The following is a 20,915-nucleotide window of genomic DNA, read 5'->3' on the forward strand; positions in this document are numbered from 1 at the left end:
GCTTGATCAGGTCCGTTCCCTCACACACCGGACATCGCATGCCATCCTCCCTGTCCCAAATCACCAGAACGAAGAAGAACCCGAAAAGCAGCCACGATAAACAGTCCCCCCTGAAGGGGAGGGGCTAACGTCGAAATGCCATCGCGCTCTAGCCACTCGATTCCCTTGGCCTTCGACTTCGCTCAGGCTGAACGGAGGTAGGGGGCAGACGGAGTTAGGCCTTATCGCAACACCTGCCGCGCCAAGGCTCCACAGGGTGCGTTCTGCGCTTTCGGTCCGGTATCCCCGGTGATCGCACGGCCGATCGATTTGAAGATATTGCCGACCGACCGAACTTCGTGCGGAATGACCAGGTCGGGCTTTTGCAGCGTCCCCGTCACCGTGGCGGCCCCGGACAGTTGCAACGTCGCGCCCTGTTTCGCCACGCCGGTCAGCCGCAGCGCCAGCCGCTCCTCGGGGAAGGTCACCGTGCCGGTCCCCTCCAGCCGGCTGCGCGAGGTGTCGACGATCAACGGATCGGCGCGCCCCGTGCCGCCCTTCATGTCCACCCCCAGGATTATGCAGCGTAAGCTCGCGCGGCCGCTATCGCCCATGAACGCCGCCCCCGCATCGAAGCCCAGCGCCACCGCATAGCGATCGGGCAGGGTGCCGTTGGCGACGACGAGCCCGATCCGACCGTTCGAGCGGCCGATCGCGTCGCGCACCGTCTCGCCGCTGCCGGTCAGCCTGGCATGCGCGGCGACCTGTCCGGTGATCTCGGTCTGCCCCGACAGCGACAGCACATTGGCCCCCGACAGCCGCAGGTTCAGCGCCAGTTGCGGCACGCGGCGGCCACCGCGCTGGTCGATCACCGCCTGACCGCGCACCACGCCCTGGCGCAAGGACATGCGGATGTCGTCGATGGTCAGACGCTGGTGATCCATCGTCATCCGCCCGGCGAGTCCGGTGATGGGCGAGGGGCCTTGCGCGCTGACCACCCGGCCGACCTTGAACCGGATCGTGCCGTCGGTCGTGTCGATCTTGCCGATGTCGATCCGGGTATTGGGCACCAGCCGCGGCCCGATCCGCCGTTCCAGCGCGGCGGCCTCCGCGCGCCCTTGTGCCGAGGACAGATCGTCGAAGTCGAGCTGCCCCGCCGTCACCTCGCCGTCCAAGAGCGTCCGGCCGCCCTTCTTGTCGACCGTGAGCCGCCCGGCCAGGTCCGAACGGCCGATCCGCCCCTTCAGATTGGTGATCGTCCAGCGCGGATTGTCGTGCCGGACATGCGCGGACAGCTGGACGGGCCGTGTCTGGAACAGCCCGGCCTCGATCACCGCGTCGATCCGCTTCAGGTCATCGGCGCGCGCGGTCAGGTCGAGCGTCATCGCATCGGTGTCGAGCGGCCGGTCCATCGTGCCTTGTGCGTTCATGGTCAGCCGATCGCCGGTGATCGCGGCCTTGAAGGGCCATGGCCCCGGCCGCACCGGTGCGCCGGTGAAGCGCAGGGCGACGGGGGCGCCGCGAATCCTGCCCTGCCCCTCGGCGCTCAGGCCGTGATCGGGGTCGGCGGCGATGCGGACGACGGCCTCGCGATCCTCCTTGGCGTCGCGGTAGCTGACCACGCCATCGGTGACGACCAGTCCTTGCAGGTCGCTGGAACTGCCGCCGCCCTGCGGCTCGCCGGGGCGCGACCAGTTGGTGCGGCCCTGCTTGTCGCGGACCAGCGCCAGCCGCAGACCGGAGACGCGAATGTCCTCGGGCACGAAATCGCCCCTGAGCAGCGGCCAGACCGAGAAGCGGATCTCGGCCCGCGCGAGTCGCGCGAAATCGCCCTGTCCCGCCCAGGCGGCCTGTGGAATTTGCAGATCCTCGACCGCGATTACCGGATGAAAGCCGATGCCGTCGACCCGGTGCACCGATCCGATCGTCACCGGCCGGCCGAACCGCGCCGTCGCCTCGCGCGCGACCGCCCCGCGCAGGATGCCCCAGGGAAAGACCGCCAGCACCAATAGCAGGATCAGGGGCAGGGCGATCAGCACCCCGATCGCGATCCGCCCCCAATGCCGCCGCCTGCCCCGACGCTCTGCCACCTGTTCCATGTTAAGCGGGACGCGCGGGCCCCAATGTTCGTTCCGCCTGCGTCAGGACCGGAGGGCGTGATTGTTGCCCCGACAGGCCTCGCGCCCTAGATAAGGGCCAATTGCCATCGGGAGCGTCCTCCGTTGATCCTCATCCTTCAGATTTTGCAGATTCTCCTCAACGTCGTCTGGTGGATCATTATCGTGCAGGCGATCCTGTCCTGGCTGATCGCGTTCAACGTCATCAATACCTCGAACGATTTCATCCGCTCGGTCTGGTACGCGCTGCAGAAGATGACCGATCCGCTCTATCGCCCGATCCGGCGCATCCTGCCCGATTTCGGTGCGCTCGACCTGTCGCCGATGGTCGTGCTGCTGGCGGTGATCATCCTGGGCAAGATCCTGGATACCGCGATCGCCAACCAGATGTATGGGGGCGCGGTCGTCGTCGGCTGATGCCTGCCTGGACCTCGCGCGATGATGGCATCCATATCGCGGTCCGGGTGACGCCGCGCGGCGGTCGCGATGCGCTGACCGCCGGGACCGAGGAGCATTTCGCCGCGCGCCTCTCCGCGCCGCCGGTCGACGGCGCGGCCAATGCGGCGCTGATCCCGCTGGTGGCCAAACATTTCGGGGTGCCCAAGCGCGCTGTCAGCATCGTCGCCGGCGAGACGGCGCGGTTGAAACGCCTGCATGTCGCCGGCGACCCGCACATACTGGCGCGGTTGGCCCAGGCGCTTTATGGCGATCAGCCATGACCCCAAATACCCCAATGACTGGCGCCACGATCATCGACGGCAAGGCGTTCGCCGCCGGCCTCCGCACCCGCATCGCCACCCAGGTGGCTACCTTCCGCGAACAGACCGGCCGGGCGCCGGGGCTGGCGGTCGTGCTGGTCGGCGAGGACCCGGCCTCCAGCGTCTATGTCCGCTCCAAGGGCAAGGCGACGCGCGAAGCGGGCATGGAGAGCATCGAGCATCGCCTGCCCGCCGATACCGATCAGGCGACGCTGCTGACGCTCGTCGAACAGCTCAATCAGGACCCGACCGTCGACGGCATCCTCGTCCAGCTGCCGCTGCCGGGCCAGATCGACGCGCAGGCGGTGATCCAGGCGATCGACCCCGACAAGGATGTTGACGGCTTCCACCCGGTGAACGCCGGGCGGCTGGCGACGGGCAGCGAGGGCTTCGTGCCCTGCACCCCGCTCGGCTGCCTGATGCTGCTCAAGAGCATCCATCCCAGCCTGTCGGGCATGGACGCGGTGGTCGTCGGCCGCTCCAACATCGTCGGCAAGCCGATGGCGCAGCTGCTGCTCGGCGAAAGCTGTACCGTGACCGTGGCGCACAGCCGCACCCGCAATCTGGCCGAAGTGGTGGGTCGCGCCGATATCGTCGTGGCGGCGGTGGGCGTGCCCGGCCTGGTCAAGGGCGAGTGGATCAAGCCCGGCGCCAGCGTCATCGATGTCGGCATCAACCGCACCGAGACGGGCCTGGTCGGCGATGTCGACTATGATACGGCGGCGACCCGCGCGGGCGCGATCACCCCGGTGCCGGGCGGCGTCGGCCCGATGACGATCGCGGTCCTGCTGCGCAACACTCTGGTCTCGGCGGGACGGCGCGAGGGCGTCGCGATCGACCAGACGGCACTGTAAGGCCGTGCTCGAACTCTTCATCTCGTCCTTCATCACCTTTTTCGTGGTGATCGACCCGCCGGGCTGCGCGCCGATCTATGCGGGGCTCTCGGCGGGGGCGACGCCGCAGCATCGCCGGGCGATGGCGATCCGCGCGGTGATGGTCGCGGCGATCATCCTGTTCGTCTTCGCGCTGTTCGGCGAGGCGCTGCTCCACGGTCTGGGCATCGAGATGGCGGCGTTCCGCATCGCGGGCGGCATCATGCTGTTCCTGATCGCGCTGGAGATGGTGTTCGAAAAGCGCACCCAGCGGCGCGAGGACCGCGCGGCCAAGGTCGCGGACGATCCGCACGAGGCGGAGGACGTCTCGATCTTCCCGATGGCGATGCCGATGATCGCCGGGCCAGGGTCGATCGCGACCGTCATGCTGCTGATGAGCCGCAATTCGGGACTGGAAGGCTCGCTGGTCGTGCTGGGCGCGATGGTGTCGATCCTGCTGCTGACGCTGATAGCGTTGCTGGCGGCGGGGCCGATGATGCGCCTGCTGGGCGCCAAGATCGAGGCGGTGATCACCCGCGTGCTGGGCGTGCTGCTCGCCGCGCTGGCGGTGCAGTTCGTGATCGACGGGGTCACGGCCAGCCTCAAGTAATTGCTATTCCTCCCCTGTGAGGGGAGGTGGCGCGCGCAGCGCGTCGGAGGGGTGTCACCCTCTCGATAGCGGGACACCCCTCCGTCAGGCCTGACGGCCTGCCACCTCCCCTTATAGGGGAGGAATTTCTTAGCTGACCCGGTACAGTCTCAGCGGCGAGCCCTTGGGCAGCGGCAGCGGGGTCAGCCAGTCCGGCACCCAGCCATGCGCCATCCGGTCGTAAAAGCCCCCCGGCGCGCGCGCGCGGTAATTGGTCGACTCGGCCATGTCGGGGCAGATCAGCAACAGCGTCGCGCCGTGCCGCTTCATGATCGCACGCGCCCGCACCTCATTGCCCTGAAAGGCGTGCTGGACGTCGAGGATCGCATCGCCATTGCGGTGATAGGGGCCGGCGATCGCATTGTGATGCGTCGTCACGATCAGGCGCGGGCCCAGATCGACGAAGGTGAAGACCGTCGCCTTGGGATAGGCGTTGACCCGCGTCAGCACCGAGGTGCGCACGCACTGCCCGGTCGCGCGGTTGACGCGTTGGGCATAGGCATTGGCCTGCGCGGCGGGCAGCTTCTTCAGGATCAGCCCGGCGACAATCCCCGTCGGCAGCAGGACGGCGGCGACCATCACCGGCACGCGCAGCAGCGGCGAGCGCAGCCGGTTGATCCAGGGCAGCGCCATCCAGAGGAGCGCCGCGATACCCGGCACCGCCAGCATCTGCCCCGCCGGGGCCGCGCGCACCTGCCACAACAGCATGGCACAGGCGAAGCCGGTGAACAGTGCAATCGCGGTCCAGCCCATCGTCCGATAGCGAATGGCGGCGGCAATCGCGCCGATCATCCCGAAGAACGGCATGATCGCCATCGGCAGCGCGACGCGCAAGGGGTGCTTGTAGATCGGCTTGGCCTCGCGGACGTTATTCAGCCAGTTGCGTTGCAGCTCGGGGCTGACCTGTTCGGGCCGGGTCAGGCATTGCGGGAACAGACTGGCGAAGCCGCCCGCGATGATCCCGCCGGCAACCACTGCCAGCCCCAGCCGCGCAGCGCGCGACGCCGGATTGACCCGCGCCATCACGAACAGCAGCGCGCCGGCGACCACCGTCACCGACAGCCAGACCGGGGTCAGCGCGTCGCAGCGCATGGCGTAATTGGCGTTGGAGGCGAAGGCGGCGAACCCCGCGGCGCTCCCCCCGCCCAAGGTCAGCGCATAGACGGCCAAGCGGGGCGCCTCCGCCCGGTCCCAGACCCAGCGCAGCGTCAGGATCGCGCCGGCCATCGCGGCATAGGGCAGCATCTCCAGCCCGATCGCCAGCGACACCGCGCTGGCCAGCCCCACCAGCGCGCCGCCGCGCCGCGCATGGGGATCGCACAGCCCCGCGACGGTGACCGCCAGCATGGCGAGCTGCCACCCATGATGGTCGATGCGCATCGGCATATACATCAGCATCGTCGCATTGGCGCACAGCAGCAGGCCCAGCCCCACCGGCCAGGCGAAGGGCGAGACCAGCCGGCGCAGCGTCGCCGACAGCGCCAGCATGACCACCGACAGCGGCAAGAGCGGCGCCAGGCCGCAAGCGATTCGCTCGGCCCAGGCGGGGGTGGTGAACAGGCGGAAGAACAGGATCAGGCCTGCGATCGGCAGGTCGACAATACGGCTCCAGTGAATGTCGAAGCCGCCCGGCGGATTGAGGCGGTACTGGCGCAGGTCATACCATCCCTGACCGTCCAGCCAGGCGCGCACCTGCATCAGGCGGATATTGTCGTCGGTGTCGCCCAGCGACCACCAGCGGATCTGGCCCCAGCGGTCATAAAGGTACCAGCCGGTCACCGCGAGCCAGACGATCATCACCCATTGCCGCCAGTTGCGGTCGATCTCGTCCTGCAGACGTTCCAAAGACGCTTCCCTCATACCCGCCCGCGGCTTAAGGCGCAGGACTCAGGGCCCGCTCTATCGCGGGTGGCGCAAAGGGCAAGGTCGGGGGCAAGGTAGCGGCGTGGCGACTCTTCAGCATCGGATCGCGCGGTGGCGGGACAGCGGGATGCTGGGCCAGATCATCCGTTTCGGGATCGCGGGCGGGTTGTCGACGATCGTCTATTCGGCGGTCTATCTGCCGCTGACCACCTGGGTGCTACCGAAGACACAAGCCGTGCTGGCGGTGCCGCCGGCCTTTCTGGTGGCGGTGATCTTCGGCTTCTTCGTGCACAGCGCCTGGAGCTTTCGCGGCCACGGCACCCGCGATTCCAGCGGCAGGCAGCATCTGAAATTCCTGGTGGTGCAAGGCTTTGGGCTTGTGCTGAATGCGCTTTTCACGTGGATTGTCACCGGGCTTCTGCATCAACAACCCTGGGTCGCGCTGATCCCGGTGGTCACGATCACGCCGATCGCGACCTTCGCGCTCAACCGCCAATGGGTCTTCGGATAAGTTCATGGACCGTATCGTTTACGACCGCATGGCCGCGCATGATTCCACCCATTGGTGGTATCGCGCCCGCCGCGACATCCTGGCCGATTACCTGACCCGCTATGGCAAGTTGCCTGGCCAGGCGCGTATCCTGGAGATCGGTTGCGGCACCGGGCACAACCTGCCGATGCTGGCAGGCTTCGGCACCGTCGACGCGATCGAGATCGACCCGGCCGCGCGCGAAATCGCGTCCGCCCGGCTGGGCAAGCCGGTCCAGGCCGCGCCGCTGCCCGAACTGCCGGGGATCGAGCGCGGGGCGTACGACCTGATCGCGGTGCTCGACGTGGTCGAGCATATCGAGGACGACGTCGCCGCGCTCGCCGCGATGAAGTCGTGCCTGAAGCCCGGTGGCAAGATCCTGATCGCCGTCCCCGCGCATCAGTGGATGTGGTCGGCGCATGACGTGGTGAACCACCACCATCGCCGCTATTCCAAGGGGACGTTGGTCGCGGCGATCGAGAAGGCGGGGCTGAAACCCCGCAAGCTGACCTATTTCAACTCGCTGCTCTTCCCGCTCGCCGCCGCCGCGCGCATCGCCGGGCGGCTTTCGGGGCGCGACGACAGCGACGACTCGCCGCCGCCCGCGCCGCTGAACAAGGCGTTCGAGGCGATCTTCCGGCTGGAGCGGCATCTGGTCGGCCGCGCGCCGATGACGCCGGGGGTTTCGATCGTGACCTTGGCGGAGCCGGTTTGAGGTAGGTGTTGGGGCGTGGCCTTCGACTTCGCTCAGGCTGAACGGAGTTGGGGAATATGCCCCAAATACAAACCGCCGTTCAGCCTGAGCGAAGTCGAAGGCCACGGGAATCCCCAACCTTTCCGGGTTCCGCTCACCCCCTAACGGCGATACGGAAGCCCCCATGCTGGACTTTCATCGCGCCGATCTGGCCCGGTTGGCCGCGCGGGACCGATTGCGGGTGCTGGCCCCGATGGCGGGCAAGGACTTCGCCTCCAACGATTATCTGGGACTGGCGAACAGCCCGCGCCTCGCCGCCGCCATCGCGCGCGCGGTCGCGGAGGGGGTGCCCGTCGGCTCGGGCGGGTCGCGGTTGCTGCGCGGCAACCATCCCGAACATGAGGCGCTGGAAGCCGAGGCCACCACGTTCTTCGGCGCGGAGGCGAGCCTGTATTTCTCCTCGGGCTATGCCGCCAATGTCGCGATCATGGCGACGCTGCCACAGCGCGGCGACCTGATCGTCCATGACGCGCTGGTCCATGCCAGCATGCATGAGGGGATGAAACTGTCGCGTGCCGGCTCCGTGGCGGCGGCGCATAACGATGCGAATGCCTTTGACGACGCGATCCGGGCGTGGCGCGCGGGCGGTGGCAAGGGCACGGTCTGGATCGCGGTCGAAAGCCTCTATTCGATGGACGGCGACACCGCGCCGCTCGCCGAGCTGATGGCGGTGGCCGAGCGGCACGACACCATGCTGATCGTCGACGAGGCGCATGCCACCGGCGTCTTCGGCGACCGGGGGCAGGGGCTGAGCATCGCCGGCGAGCGGGTCGTCACCCTCCACACCTGCGGCAAGGCGATGGGATGCGAGGGGGCGCTGGTCGCGGGGCCGCGTATCGTGCGCGACTATCTGGTCAATCGCGGGCGGGGCTTCATCTTCTCGACCGCGCCCTCGCCGCTGATGGCGCGCGGGGTACGCGAGGCGCTGCACATCCTGGCCGACGAGCCCGAGCGCCGCTCCGCGCTGCACGATCGGATCGCGCTGGCGGGCGAGCGTCTGGCGAAACATGGCGCGCTGGCGGGGGGCACGCCGATCATGCCGCTGATCCTGCACGACAATGGCCGCACCATGCGCGCGGCGCAGGCGTTGCAGGCGCGCGGTTTCGATATTCGCGGCATCCGCCCGCCGACCGTGCCGGTGGGCGCGGCGCGGCTGCGGCTGTCCATCACCCTGAATGTCGAGGCGGCGGACATCCGCGCGCTCGACGACGCATTGCAAGAGGTTCTGGCATGAGCGCCATCATCGTCACCGGCACCGATACCGAGATCGGCAAGACCGTCTTTTCCGCCGCGCTGACCGGCGCGCTCGGGGCAAATTACTGGAAGCCCGTCCAGGCGGGCACCGACGAGGACGGGCATGGCGATGCCGAGACGGTCGCGCGGCTCAGCGGGCGGCCAGTGCTGCCTTCCGCCTATCGGTTGAAGACCCCCTGCTCGCCGCACCGCGCCGCCGAGATCGATGGGGTGACGATCGATCGCGAGCGACTGGCGCTGCCGCAGGTTGAGGGGCCGTTGGTCGCAGAAGGGGCGGGCGGGGTGCTGGTGCCCGTTACCCGGCAGATGCTGTTCGCCGACCTGTTCACGCATTGGGGCCGCCCGGTGGTGCTGGTCGCGCGGACGGGGCTGGGGACGATCAACCACAGCCTGTTGTCGATCGAGGCCTTGCGGTCACGCGGGGTGCCGATCCTCGGCATCGCATTCGTCGGCGAAGGCGTCGAGGACAGCGAGGCGACCATCGCCGCGATCGCCGGGGTGAAGCGGCTCGGCCGCCTGCCGCGCCTGGACGTTCTCAATCGCGAGACACTGGCGGAGGCGTTCGCCGCGAATTTCGACATCGAGGATTTCCGATGACCTCGCCCGTCTGGCACCCCTTCACCCAACATGGCCTGGGCGAACCGATCCCCAAGATCGCGACCGCCAGCGGCGCGGTCCTGACCACGGTCGACGGGCGCGAGGTGATCGACGCCATTTCCAGCTGGTGGGTGACGACGCACGGCCACAACCATCCGCGCATCAGCGCCGCCATCGCTGCCCAGGCCGGCAAGCTCGACCAGATCATCTTCGCAGGGTGGACCCATGAACCCGCCGAGGCAGTCGCCGCCGAGCTGGTGCGGATCACCCCGCCCGAACTGACGCGGGTGTTCTTCTCGGACTCCGGATCGACGGCGGTCGAGGTCGCGCTGAAGATGGCGCTGGGCTATTGGCTCCACCGGGGCGAGCCGCGCCACCGCATCCTCGTCCTCGAACACAGCTATCATGGCGACACGATCGGGGCGATGTCGGTGGGCGCGCGCGGCGTGTACAACCAGGCCTATGCGCCGCTGCTGTTCGATGTCGGCACCATCCCCTTTCCCAGCGACATGCAGGCGACGCTCGACGCGCTGGAGGCGGAGTGCCGGGCGGGCGCGGCGGCGTTCATCGTCGAGCCGCTGGTGCTCGGCGCAGGCGGCATGTTGCTCTACGCGCCCGAGACGCTGGCCGCGATGCGCGACATCTGCGCGCAGTATGGCGTGTTGTTCATCGCCGACGAGATCATGACCGGCTGGGGGCGCACCGGCACGCTGTTCGCCTGCGATCAGGCGGGGGTGGTGCCCGACATTCTCTGCCTGTCCAAGGGGCTGACCGGCGGCGCGGTGCCCTTGGCGGTGACGCTCGCGACCGATCCGATCTTTCAGGCGCACTGGTCGCAGACCGATCGGTCGAAACAGTTCTTTCACTCGTCCAGCTACACCGCCAACCCCATCGCCTGCGCGGCGGCGGCGGCCAATCTGGCGATCTGGCGCGACGAGCCGGTGCAGGACCGCATCGATACGCTCGCCCAGCGTCAGGCGGCGCATCTGGCGGGCATCGCGCATGAGGGCGCGGTACATAGTCCCCGCCAGCTCGGCACCATCGCCGCGTTCGAGCTGGGCGCGGGGCAGGACTATCTCTCCGACCTTGCCCCCCGGCTGCTGGCACATTTCCGTGAGCGCAATCTGCTCGTCCGGCCGATGGGCAACACCGTCTATGTGATGCCGCCTTATTCGATCACGCCGGAACAACTCGGTACAGTCTGGACCGGCATCCGCGAGGCGATCGACCGTTTCGGGGGTTAGGTACCCTCAGTATTCCTCCCCTGGAAGGGGAGGTGTCGCGCGAAGCGTGACGGAGGGGTGTAACCCTTTCGAGAGCGGGACACCCCTCCGTCAGGCCTGACGGCCTGCCACCTCCCCTCTCAGCGGAGGAACAGATGCCGCGCCCTTTGACTTTAGGGCTTTTCATTTGCTTTATCCCGCGGCGATTCAAAAGGAGCAGGCATGGGCGTGGCGGCGGCAAGAGCGATGGGGGCTCTGGCATCGATGACGGCGCTGATGTGGAGCCTCGCGGCCCCGGCGCAGACGAGCGTGCCTGCGCAACCCCTGGGGCCGATCAACGCCGATCTGCCGCCGGGCGGCGCGTCCTACACCCGCGCGATCGATCGTGCCCCGGTGGCCGCAACCAACTGGACGCTGTCCGCCTGGGTCCAGCCGCGCAGCGTGATGGGCAAGGGCACGACGATGCTGATCGGCGGCTTCGGCGATCCCGCCAGCGGCCCGCGCCGCTATCTCGCGCTGGTCGACGGCCAGCCCGCGCTCGTCACCGAGGCGGGGGTGGTGCAGGGCGGCGGCGACGCCGATCGCAACAAATGGACGCACATCGCCGCCAGCTATGATGGCAAGGTCGTGCGGCTGTTCGTCAACGGCCGTCAGGTGGTGCAGCGCGGGCTGACGCTGGCGCCGCTGGCGGGCGTCGCGACGCTGGCCCCGCGTGAGTATCAGCCGATCTTCGCGGGCAAGATCATCGACTTCCGCATGGTGCGCGAGGCGGTCGATCCGCTCGCCATCCGCGTCGCCGCCAGGCGGGCACCCGATCCGGCGAAACTGGCGCTCCAGACCGGCAGCCCGAGCTGGCCCTATCAGACCCGCCAGATGCAGGGGCAGACCGCGCCGCAGGACGCCTGGACGTTGCCCCAGTCCAAGGCCCCGATTCCGACCAGCGGCACCGCCAAGCCCGAGTCCAAGGACGCCGCGCTCGTCTCGACAGCGACCGGCCAATGGGCGGTCAATGGCTGGCGGCTGATCGAGGCGGCCAAGGTCGGCCCCGGCGGCGCGGACCTGTCGCAGGGCAATTTCGACGCGAGCAAATGGTATGCCGCGACCGTGCCCGGCACGGTACTGACCACGCTGGTCGATCGCGGCGTCTATCCTGATCCGGCGGTCGGGCTCAACAATCTGGCGATCCCGGAGACGCTGGCACGGCAGGATTACTGGTATCGCACCGAGTTCGACACGCCCGCAGAGGCCGCCGGGCGGACCATGTGGCTGACCTTCAACGGCGTGAACTATTCGGCCGAGGTCTGGGTCAATGGCCGGATGATGGGCACGATGAAGGGCGCCTTCATCCGCGGCCGCTTCCCCGTGACGCTGGCCGCCGGGCGTAACGCGATTGCGGTGCGCGTCTCGCCGCCGCCGCATCCCGGCCTCGCGCATGAGGAGTCGATGACGGCTGGCGTCGGTGAGAATGGCGGCGTCCAGATGATGGACGGCCCGACCTTCGTCGCGACCGAGGGCTGGGACTGGATTCCTAGCGTCCGCGATCGCAACACCGGGCTGTGGCAGGGCGTGACGCTGGCCGCGACCGGCCCGGCGGTGATCGGCGACCCGCAAGTGGTCACGACGCTGCCCAAGCCCGACAATTCGGTCGCCGATGTCGAGATCGCGGTGCCCGTCACCAATAACGGCCAGGCGCCGGTGACGACGACGGTGCGTGCGGTGTTCGACGATGTCGTCGTCGAAAAGCCGGTGACGGTGGCGCCGGGCCAGACGGTTCGCGCCGTCCTGTCGCCAGCCGAGTTTCCGCAGCTGTCGGTGAAGAACCCGCGTCTCTGGTGGCCCAACGGCTATGGCGACCCCGCGCTGCACGATCTGGCGCTGACGGCGGCGGTCGACGGTGCGCTGTCGGACAGCAAGGCGCTTCGCTTCGGGATGCGGCAGGTGACCTATGACCTGTCGCTGTTCGACGATGACGGCGATCTGGAGCGGGTGACGCTGGACCTCAACCGCGTGCGCGGCGGGCCGAAGGTGGTGGACACCAGCCACAAGGGCATCCGCAAGACGGCGAACGGCTGGGCGATGAGCTTCACGCCGGGCGGCGACCAGTCGGCGGCGGTCGCCAAGCTGACCGATGATCCGCGCCTCGCCCCCTATCTTGTCCTGCGCGTCAACGGCGTCCGCATCGCGGCGCGCGGTGGCAATATCGGCATGGACGATTTCATGAAGCGCGTCGACCGCGCGCATCTGGAGCCGTTCTTCCGCCTGCACCGCGACGCGCACCTCAACATCATCCGCAACTGGGTGGGGCAGAATACCGAGGAGATCTTCTTCGATCTGGCCGACGAGTACGGCCTGATGGTCCTGTCCGACTTCTGGGAGTCGACCCAGGATTACAATATGGAGGCCGAGGACCCGCAGCTGTTCCTCGCCAACGCTGCGGACGTGGTGCGCCGCTATCGCAACCATCCCTCGATCGTCGCCTGGTTCGGCCGGAACGAGGGTGTGCCGCAGCCGATCCTCAACACCGGGCTCGACACCCTTCTGCGCGCCGAGGACGGAACGCGGCTCTATATGCCCTCGTCCAATGCGGTGAACCTGCAAGGCTCGGGCCCCTATAACTGGCGGCCGCCGGTCGAGTATTTCACGACGCACGCCAAGGGCTTCTCGGTCGAGGTCGGCACACCCTCGCTCCCCACCCTGGAATCCTGGAAGCGAACCATCCCGGCCGAGGCGGATCGCTGGCCGATCGGCGATGTCTGGGCCTATCATGACTGGCACCAGACCGGGAACGGCGCGGTGAAGAGCTATATGGATGTGCTCGAACGCCGCTTCGGCCCCGCCACCGGGCTGGAGGACTTCGAGCGCAAGGCGCAGATGATGGAGTATGAATCCTATCGCGCCATCTTCGAGGGGATGAATGCGGGCCTCTGGACCGAGAATTCCGGCCGGATGCTGTGGATGACCCAACCCGCCTGGCCCTCCTCTGCGTGGCAGATCTTCTCGTCCGACTATGACACCCATGCCGCCTTCTACGGCGTGAAGAAGGCGGCCGAGCCGGTCCATGTCCAGATGAACCTGCCCGACCACCGCGTCGTGCTGGTCAACAACACCCGCGATGCGCTGAAGGGCGTGCAGGTGCGCGCGAAGATCGTCGGGCTCGACGGCCGATCCGAGGGCGAGCAGGAGGCCAAGCTGGTGGCCAATGGCGAGGGGGTGACGCCCGTCTTCACGCTCGACCTCGCCAACGCGATGAAGCGCGGTGCCGTTCTGGTCCGGCTGGAGGCGACCGATGCGGGCGGGCAGCTGCTGTCGACCAACAGCTATTGGCAGGCGGCCGACGATGCGGGCTACCGCGCGCTGACCGGCATGGGTGCCGCGAACGTCACCGCGAGCGCGACGATGCAAGGACAGGGCGAGGAGGCGCTGGCGAGCGTGACGCTGACCAACAACGGCGCGGTGCCCGCGATCGAGACCAAGCTGACGCTCGTCAACGCCGACGGCACCCAGATCCTGCCCGCCTATTTCAGCGACAATTACGTCACCCTGCTGCCCGGAGAGACCCGCGTGATCGAGATTCGCTATCCCAGCGCCAAGGCGGACAAGCCGATGGTCGCGCTTCGCGGCTGGAACGTCACCGCGACCGGCACCGAGCTGCGCCCGTGAGCCGGCTGGTCCTGGCCGCGCTTATTGCGCTGACCCTCGCCACGCCCGCCGCCTCGCAGCAGAAGGAAACCGATGCACAACGCTGGACCCGCGAATGGGAGGAGCGGCTGCATAACGACTTCGCCTATCTGGCGCGCTATCGCGACGACAACGCCAAGCTGGCGGCACCCGTGGCGGGGCAGCCAAGGGTGGTCTTCATGGGCGATTCAATCACCGAGGGCTGGGTCGGCAAGATGCCGCAATTCTTCGTGCCCGGCCGCATCGGGCGCGGGATCAGCGGGCAGACGACCTCGCAGATGCTGCTGCGCTTCCGCCAGGACGTGATCGACCTGAAGCCCGCCGTCGTACAGATCATGGCGGGCACCAACGACATCGCGGGCAATACCGGCCCGACGACCGATGCGCAGGTCGAGGGCAACATCATGTCGATGGTCGAGCTGGCGCAGGCCAACGGCATCCGCGTCATCCTGGCCTCGATCCCGCCCGCCGATCATTTCGAGTGGAAGCCGGGCCTAGCCACCGCGCCGCGCATCGCGACGCTGAATGCGTGGCTGAAGGACTATGCCAAGCGGGTGGGCGCGACCTATGCCGATTACTGGTCTGCCTTACATGTCGGCGACGCGCTGAACCCCGCTTACGGCACCGACGGGGTGCATCCCAATGCGGCGGGCTATGCCGCGATGGCGCCGGTCGCCGATGCCGCGATCAAGCAGGCCTTGGCCAAGCCTCAGCCCCGATCGGCATTCCCTCATTCCTCCCCTGGAAGGGGAGGTGGCAGGCCAAAGGCCTGACGGAGGGGTGTCCCGGTGGCAGCTCAGGGCCAAGTATAACTACCGGGGACCCCCCTCCACCATGCTTCGCATGGTCCCCCTCCCCTTGCAGGGGAGGAATGAGGGCAGCCTATCCACGCAGGATGCGGTAGTTCAGCCGCGCGGTCGCGATCGGATTGTCGCGATCCTCCTGCCAGGCGACCGCCTCGACATTGGCGGTCCGCTGGCCAAGCCGCAGGATGGTGCCGACCGCGCGGGTCGGATGCCGGTCACGCCCGGTGCGCAAGTAATTGGTGGTGATCGTCACCGGCTTGATCCGCGCCGTGCCGTTACCCGCCAGCCGGTGGGTCAGCGCAGCGATGCCGGCGACCTCCAGCAGCCCGGCGATCGCGCCGCCCTGCAGCAGCCCCGGCCAGCCCATGACATGCTCGCCGAACGGCATGACGAGGTGCGGATCACCCTCGACCCAATCGATCGAACAGCCGAGCCATTCGGCATAGGGCGGCAGCTCCATCGCCTGCCCGATGGCGGTCCGGGGCGCGCTCATGCGGCCATGCCGATGAAAGTACCCGCGACATGCGCGACCGGATCGTCGGGGTCGCCGTCATGCGCGATGCCCCGGACAAAGGCGATGCTGCGCGTCAGCCGGTAACATTCGCCGCGCCCGATCACCGTGCGGTCGGGCACGGCGGGGCGGAGATAGTCGACACGCAGGTCGAGCGTCACATGCGCCTCGAACTTGCCCCGCTTCAACCAGACCGCGACGCTGGTCGCCATGTCCATCATCGCGACGATCGGGCCGGAGGCGATGACCCCGCTCGCCGGGTCGCCGATCAGCCGCGCGTCATAGGGCAGCGCCAGCTCGGCCCAGTCCTCGCCATGCGCGCGGTAGCCGATGCCCAGATGCCGTCCATGCCCGCCGCCCAGGCCACCCATTGCGACGAAGCGTTCCATATCGAACCCCATAAGGCGATGGTCTACACCAGCATGCGACAAGCGCAAAAGGAGAGCGATGGTGCAGGACCGGGTGACGATCGAGATGACGGACGGCGTCGCCGATGTCCGGCTGGCGCGCGGGGAGAAGCTGAACGCGATCGATCGCGCGATGTTCGATGCGCTGGCCGAGGCGATCGATGCGCTGGCGGTGCGCGCTGACCTGCGCGTGGTGGTGCTGTCGGGCGAGGGGGATGGTTTCTGCTCCGGACTCGACATGGCGGCGATGGCGGGGGGCGATCTGGCGGGGCTGGACCTGTCGACGCGGGCCCATGGCCCGGCCAATCTGGTGCAGCAGGTGGCCTGGGGCTGGCGCACCCTGCCGGTGCCGGTGATCGCGGCGGTTCACGGTGTCGTGTTCGGTGGAGGCACGCAGATCATGGCGGGCGCCGACATAAGGCTGGCCCATCCCGCCACCCGGTTCGCGATTCGCGAGGTGCATTGGGGGATCGTCCCCGACATGGGCGGCTTCGCGCTGTGGCACGGGATACGCGAGGATGTGTTGCGCGAATGGGTCTATATCGCGCGCGAGTTCGATGCGGCCGAGGCGCAGGCGGCGGGATTCGTGACGCGGCTGGTCGAGGACCCTCGTGCTGAGGCTTTGGCGTTGGCCGCCAAGATCGCCGAGCGCAGCCCCGATGCGGTGAGAAGCGCCAAGCGGTTGTTCGGGGCGATGGGGTCCGCGCCGGAGGAGATGCTGGCGATGGAGAGCGCCGAGCAGGTGGCGCTGATGCAGGGCGCGAACCACCGCGAGGCAGTGCGCGCGAACATGGAGCGGCGGCGGCCGGTGTTTCGCGACGTTTGAGTGGGAGCCGTTCCCTCACCCCAAACGATAGCCCCTCCCGCAGGCGGGAGGGGTTGGGGAGGGTAGGGGGTCTCATAGAGACTGTCGCTTGTGGCCTTTCCCTCCCCCATCCCCTCCCGCCTGCGGGAGGGGCGTGTTGCTTGGCTGGGAGTAGGGCCAAACAAAAAGGGGGGAGCCTCTTGCGAGACTCCCCCGTTCCATCCGGCTCGCGAAAATTACTCCGCGGTCGCCTCCAAAATCTTGCCCGGATTGCGGGGCGGCTCGCCCTTGGGGAGCGCGTCGACATGTTCCATGCCGCTCTCGACCTGGCCCCAGACCGTGTACTGACGGTCGAGGAAGCGCGCGTCGTCGAAGCAGATGAAGAACTGCGAATTGGCCGAGTTCGGATCGTTGGTCCGCGCCATCGAGCAGGTGCCGCGTACGTGCGGCTCGGCGTTGAACTCCTGCTTCAAATTCGGCTTGTCCGAACCCGACATGCCGGTGCCCGTGGGGTCGCCGCCCTGCGCCATGAAGCCGGGGATCACGCGGTGGAACACGACGCCGTCGTAAAAGCCTTCATTGGCGAGGCCACCGATGCGCGCGACATGCTCGGGCGCCAGGTCGGGGCGCAGCGTGATCACGACATCGCCGCTCTCGAGCGTCAGGGTCAGCTTGGAAAAAGTCTCGGCCATAAGGGTCTTCCTTGGTTGATGTGCCGCAGGTAGGCATTCCCGTGCCCGCTGGCAAATGCAGACGCCTCGCGATAGAGGCGTGACACCGCGTTCATGTACCAATTCCGGCATGGTCCAGCGAGGGAGGCCGAGATCAGCGACACCGAACTCCCCGAACTCGAAACCGACGCCCTGCCGCCCGAGACCCAGCTGGACGAGGACGACCGGCTGAAGCCCGAATATGTGACGGCCGTGCTCGACGCGCTGGAGGCGGGCGACGACGAGGGCGCGCGCGCGCTGGTCGAGCCGCTTCATCCCGCCGACATCGCCGACCTGTTCGAGCTGGTCGGCGACGAGGAACGCGTCAATCTGGCGCGCGCGGTCGCCGACCTGCTGAACGGCGACGTGTTCGCCGAGATGAACGACTATGTGCGCGAGCAGCTGATCCAGGCGCTCGAACCGCATGAAGTCGCCGACATCGCGTCCGAACTCGACACCGACGACGCGGTCGCGATCATCGAGGACATGGACGAGGACGAGCAGCGCGCGGTGCTGCGCGCGCTCGACCCCGACGACCGCGCCGCGATCGAGGAGGCGCTGTCCTTCCCCGAGGAGTCCGCCGGCCGCCTGATGCAGCGCGAGCTGATCGCGGTGCCCGAGCACTGGACGGTGGCCGAGACGATCGAGTTCCTGCGCGGCGACGAGGAACTGACCACCGACTTCTGGGAAATCTTCGTCGTCGACCCTGGCCACCGCCCGATCGGCACCTGCCAGCTGTCCTGGATCTTGCGCGCACCCGGCGGGATCGCGATCGGCGACGTGATGAAGCGCGAACAGACGCTGATCCCGGTCGACATGGACCAGGAAGAGGTCGCGCTGCGCTTTCAGAAATATGCGCTGATCTCCGCCGCCGTGGTCGATGCCAGCGGGCGGCTGGTCGGCATGATCACCGTCGACGACATCGTCCACATCATCCAGCAGGAAGCGGGCGAGGACGTGCTGCGCCTGTCGGGCGCGGGTGAGGGCGACATCAACGAGCCGATCCTCGACAGTTACAAGAGCCGCGTCCGCTGGCTGCTCGCCAACCTGATCACCGCGATGGTCGCCTCCTCGGTGATCGCGGCGTTCGAGGGGACGATCGCGCGGATGGTGGCGCTGGCGACGCTGATGCCGATCGTCGCGGGCGTCGGCGGCAATGCGGGGACGCAGACGCTGGCGGTGACGGTGCGCGCGCTGGCGACCAACCAGCTGACCCAGTCCAACACCGCGCGCGCGATCATGCGCGAGATTCGCGTGGCGATGATGAACGGCGTGACCGTGGCGGCGGTGATCGGGGTGGGCGTCAGCCTGGTCTTCGGCAACCCTGCGCTCGGGCTGGTGATCGCGGCGGCGATGATGACCAACATCCTGGTCGCCGGGCTGGCGGGGGTGCTGGTGCCGGTAACGCTCGACCGCTTCGATGCCGACCCGGCGGTGGCGTCGTCGGTGTTCGTGACGATGACGACCGATTCGATCGGCTTCCTGGCGTTTCTGGGACTGGCCACGGCAGCGGGGCTGACGGGCTGAATCATTCCTCCCCTGCAAGGGGAGGTGGCGCGCGCAGCGCGTCGGAGGGGAGTGGTAGGTCGAACCCGCCCCGCGGGTTCGAGGATTGCCGGGGGCAATCCGGCCTACCGCTCGCTATCGAGAGGGCGACACCCCCCCGTCAGGGCTTCGCCCTGCCACCTCCCCTTGCAGGGGAGGAATTTTTCACCCAATCAAAACTATAGCGGTCCTCCCGCGCCATGCTTATGATGCACCCCCGCGCAGCCGGGGGGCCGCGTCATGTCACCACCCGTCAACGTGGATAGTTAAGCAGCGCGCATGAATCGTTTTGCCATCGGTATCGCCGGTATTCTTGTCATTCTGGCGATCGCGGTCGCCCTGTCCACCGATCGCCGCGCCATCCGGCTGCGCGTCGTCGGCGCGGCCTTCGCGCTGCAGGCGGGGATCGCGGTGCTGGTGCTTTACGTCCCCTGGGGCAAGAAGGTGCTCCAGACCCTGTCCGCCGGCGTCGCCGGGCTGCTCGGCTATGCCAATGAGGGGACCAAGTTCCTGTTCGGCGCGCTGGCGTCCGATCCGCTGGGCCGCAACTTCGCGATCCAGGCGCTGCCGGTCATTATCTTCTTCGCAGCCCTCGTCTCGATCCTCTATTATCTGGGGATCATGCAGCTGGTCGTGCGCTGGCTGGGTGGTGCGATCGAGAAGGTGATCGGCGTGTCGAAGGTCGAATCGCTCTGCGCCGCCGCGAATGTGTTCGTCGGCCAGTCCGAATCGCCGCTGGTCATCCGCCCCTATCTGGCCGGACTGACCCCGGCGCAGCTGTTCACCGTGATGACCAGCGGCATGGCGGGCGTCGCGGGCACGATCCTGGCGGCCTATGCCTCGATGGGCATCTCGATCGAATATCTGCTCGCGGCCAGCTTCATGGCGGCACCCGGCGGCATATTGATGGCCAAGATCATCATGCCCGATCGGATGGAGCCGCCCGCCGGGCAGCTGCCGCTGGGCGACGTGATCGAGGACGAGAAGATTGCTCTCGCCGAGGCCACCCATGACGAGGAAAAGCCCGCCAACATCATCATGGCGGCCGCCCAAGGCGCGCAGACGGGCGTGAAGCTGGCGGTCGCGGTCGGTGCGATGGTGCTGGCCTTCGTCGCGCTCGTCGCACTGGCCAACGGCCTGCTCGGCAGCTTGGGCAATCTGGTCGGCCTGCCGGGGCTGAGCTTCCAGGCGCTGCTGGGCTATGTCTTCCAGCCGATCATGGCGCTGCTCAACGTGCCGTGGAAGGAAGCGGGCATTGCCGGCGGGCTGTTCGGTGAGAAGATCGTGCTCAACGAGTTCGTCGCCTATATCGATCTGGGCAAGCAGGCCGCGCAGCTCTCGCCGCGCACCGTCGCGGTCGTCACCTTCGCTTTGTGCGGTTTCGCCAATTTCTCGTCGATCGCGATCCAGATGGCGGTCACCGGCAGCCTAGCCCCCAACCAGCGCCCGACCATCGCGCGCCTGGGCATCCGCGCGCTGATCGCCGGCAGCCTGGCCAACCTGATGTCGGCGGCGCTGGCGGGCCTGCTGATCGGCTGACCCGCTCATTCCTCCCCTGCAAGGGGAGGTGGCAGGCCGAAGGCCTGACGGGGGGCTTCCACACGGGACACCCTTTGCGGCCCGCCCCCTCCACCAGCCTGCGGCCGGTCCCCCTCCTCCGTGCCGGGGAGGAGTTTGGGGTTGATCCCCATCACCAGCGCGTTATGGCGCCCCCTGTCGGCCGTGAGCGCCGACTCACGCTTAGGATCACAATGCCCCGATCTAGTCCCTTGTCCGGCGACGAGGACAGTAGACGCACCCGCGTCCACTATCCCGCCGACCGTCTGACGGGCCTGACGGGGTCGACGATGTCGGCCCG

19 protein-coding genes are annotated in these 20,915 nt (G+C 67.9%); 14 read left to right on the forward strand and 5 right to left on the reverse strand.

Annotation, left to right across the window (positions count from 1 at the left end; genetic code table 11):
* Nucleotides 1-221 precede the first annotated feature (221 nt).
* Nucleotides 222-2,078, reverse strand: a complete 1,857-nt coding sequence (locus GGR48_RS14570) for an AsmA family protein (RefSeq protein ID WP_183952577.1) — start codon at nt 2,076-2,078, stop codon at nt 222-224.
* Between the two features lie 123 nt (nt 2,079-2,201).
* Between GGR48_RS14570 and GGR48_RS14575 the strand changes: the two genes are divergently transcribed.
* The 4 genes from GGR48_RS14575 to GGR48_RS14590 are packed head-to-tail and all read left to right on the forward strand — an operon-like array spanning nt 2,202 to nt 4,336.
* Nucleotides 2,202-2,513 carry a YggT family protein gene (locus GGR48_RS14575; protein WP_183952578.1) on the forward strand — a complete coding sequence of 104 codons (312 nt, stop codon included), beginning with the start codon at nt 2,202-2,204 and terminating at the stop codon, nt 2,511-2,513.
* Complete coding sequence (locus GGR48_RS14580) at nt 2,513-2,815, forward strand: DUF167 domain-containing protein (protein ID WP_183952579.1); 303 nt, start codon at nt 2,513-2,515, stop codon at nt 2,813-2,815. Before GGR48_RS14575 ends, GGR48_RS14580 begins: the two co-directional genes overlap by 1 nt.
* A 14-nt stretch (nt 2,816-2,829) precedes the next feature.
* Nucleotides 2,830-3,708: a bifunctional methylenetetrahydrofolate dehydrogenase/methenyltetrahydrofolate cyclohydrolase FolD gene (gene folD, locus GGR48_RS14585; RefSeq protein WP_183952647.1), complete on the forward strand. Its 879-nt coding sequence runs from the start codon at nt 2,830-2,832 to the stop codon at nt 3,706-3,708.
* Nucleotides 3,709-3,712: 4 nt separating this feature from the next.
* Complete coding sequence (locus GGR48_RS14590; RefSeq protein WP_183952580.1) at nt 3,713-4,336, forward strand: MarC family protein; 624 nt, start codon at nt 3,713-3,715, stop codon at nt 4,334-4,336.
* Nucleotides 4,337-4,465: 129 nt separating this feature from the next.
* On the opposite strand, the gene GGR48_RS14595 is transcribed toward GGR48_RS14590, so the two are convergent.
* Nucleotides 4,466-6,235: an AcrB/AcrD/AcrF family protein gene (locus tag GGR48_RS14595; protein ID WP_183952581.1), complete on the reverse strand. Its 1,770-nt coding sequence runs from the start codon at nt 6,233-6,235 to the stop codon at nt 4,466-4,468.
* 130 nt (nt 6,236-6,365) lie between these two features.
* Here GGR48_RS14595 and GGR48_RS14600 point away from each other — a divergent pair, with 130 nt between their 5' ends.
* The 7 genes from GGR48_RS14600 (at nt 6,366) to GGR48_RS14630 (ending at nt 15,046) form a co-directional block, all read left to right on the forward strand.
* Nucleotides 6,366-6,749 (forward strand): GtrA family protein, encoded by a 384-nt coding sequence (locus GGR48_RS14600; protein WP_183952582.1) that lies wholly within the window; start codon nt 6,366-6,368, stop codon nt 6,747-6,749.
* A 4-nt stretch (nt 6,750-6,753) separates the two neighbouring features.
* On the forward strand, nt 6,754-7,482 hold the full coding sequence (locus tag GGR48_RS14605; protein ID WP_183952583.1) for a class I SAM-dependent methyltransferase: 729 nt from the start codon (nt 6,754-6,756) through the stop codon (nt 7,480-7,482).
* Nucleotides 7,483-7,645: 163 nt separating this feature from the next.
* Entirely contained in the window at nt 7,646-8,755 is a 1,110-nt protein-coding gene (locus tag GGR48_RS14610) for an 8-amino-7-oxononanoate synthase (protein WP_183952584.1), read from the forward strand.
* Nucleotides 8,752-9,372 (forward strand): dethiobiotin synthase, encoded by a 621-nt coding sequence (bioD, locus tag GGR48_RS14615; protein ID WP_183952585.1) that lies wholly within the window; start codon nt 8,752-8,754, stop codon nt 9,370-9,372. The genes GGR48_RS14610 and bioD overlap by 4 nt, the downstream gene beginning before the upstream one ends.
* Entirely contained in the window at nt 9,369-10,616 is a 1,248-nt protein-coding gene (locus tag GGR48_RS14620) for an adenosylmethionine--8-amino-7-oxononanoate transaminase (RefSeq protein WP_183952586.1), read from the forward strand. Before bioD ends, GGR48_RS14620 begins: the two co-directional genes overlap by 4 nt.
* A 207-nt stretch (nt 10,617-10,823) precedes the next feature.
* Nucleotides 10,824-14,255 (forward strand): glycosyl hydrolase 2 galactose-binding domain-containing protein, encoded by a 3,432-nt coding sequence (locus GGR48_RS14625; RefSeq protein WP_342354553.1) that lies wholly within the window; start codon nt 10,824-10,826, stop codon nt 14,253-14,255.
* The gene (locus GGR48_RS14630) at nt 14,252-15,046 is read left to right on the forward strand and encodes a GDSL-type esterase/lipase family protein (RefSeq protein WP_183952587.1); all 795 of its coding nucleotides are present in this window, start codon (nt 14,252-14,254) and stop codon (nt 15,044-15,046) included. The genes GGR48_RS14625 and GGR48_RS14630 overlap by 4 nt, the downstream gene beginning before the upstream one ends.
* A gap of 109 nt (nt 15,047-15,155) precedes the next feature.
* Here GGR48_RS14630 and GGR48_RS14635 read toward each other — a convergent pair whose 3' ends face one another.
* Both GGR48_RS14635 and GGR48_RS14640 read right to left on the reverse strand, forming a co-directional pair.
* Nucleotides 15,156-15,572: a PaaI family thioesterase gene (locus tag GGR48_RS14635; RefSeq protein WP_240456191.1), complete on the reverse strand. Its 417-nt coding sequence runs from the start codon at nt 15,570-15,572 to the stop codon at nt 15,156-15,158.
* The gene (locus GGR48_RS14640; protein WP_244954866.1) at nt 15,569-15,979 is read right to left on the reverse strand and encodes a PaaI family thioesterase; all 411 of its coding nucleotides are present in this window, start codon (nt 15,977-15,979) and stop codon (nt 15,569-15,571) included. Before GGR48_RS14640 ends, GGR48_RS14635 begins: the two co-directional genes overlap by 4 nt.
* A gap of 61 nt (nt 15,980-16,040) precedes the next feature.
* On the opposite strand from GGR48_RS14640, the gene GGR48_RS14645 reads away from it, so the two are divergent.
* The gene (locus tag GGR48_RS14645; RefSeq protein ID WP_183952650.1) at nt 16,041-16,823 is read left to right on the forward strand and encodes a crotonase/enoyl-CoA hydratase family protein; all 783 of its coding nucleotides are present in this window, start codon (nt 16,041-16,043) and stop codon (nt 16,821-16,823) included.
* 215 nt (nt 16,824-17,038) lie between these two features.
* On the opposite strand, the gene GGR48_RS14650 is transcribed toward GGR48_RS14645, so the two are convergent.
* Complete coding sequence (locus GGR48_RS14650) at nt 17,039-17,494, reverse strand: peptidylprolyl isomerase (protein WP_183952589.1); 456 nt, start codon at nt 17,492-17,494, stop codon at nt 17,039-17,041.
* Nucleotides 17,495-17,587: 93 nt separating this feature from the next.
* On the opposite strand from GGR48_RS14650, the gene mgtE reads away from it, so the two are divergent.
* On the forward strand, nt 17,588-19,039 hold the full coding sequence (gene mgtE / locus GGR48_RS14655; RefSeq protein WP_221211530.1) for a magnesium transporter: 1,452 nt from the start codon (nt 17,588-17,590) through the stop codon (nt 19,037-19,039).
* A gap of 297 nt (nt 19,040-19,336) precedes the next feature.
* Nucleotides 19,337-20,596, forward strand: a complete 1,260-nt coding sequence (locus GGR48_RS14660) for a NupC/NupG family nucleoside CNT transporter (RefSeq protein ID WP_183952590.1) — start codon at nt 19,337-19,339, stop codon at nt 20,594-20,596.
* The last annotated feature ends 319 nt before the right edge of the window (nt 20,597-20,915 follow it).

Origin of the sequence: Sphingomonas pseudosanguinis (assembly GCF_014196255.1) — a bacterium.
Classification (GTDB): Bacteria; Pseudomonadota; Alphaproteobacteria; order Sphingomonadales; family Sphingomonadaceae; genus Sphingomonas; species Sphingomonas pseudosanguinis.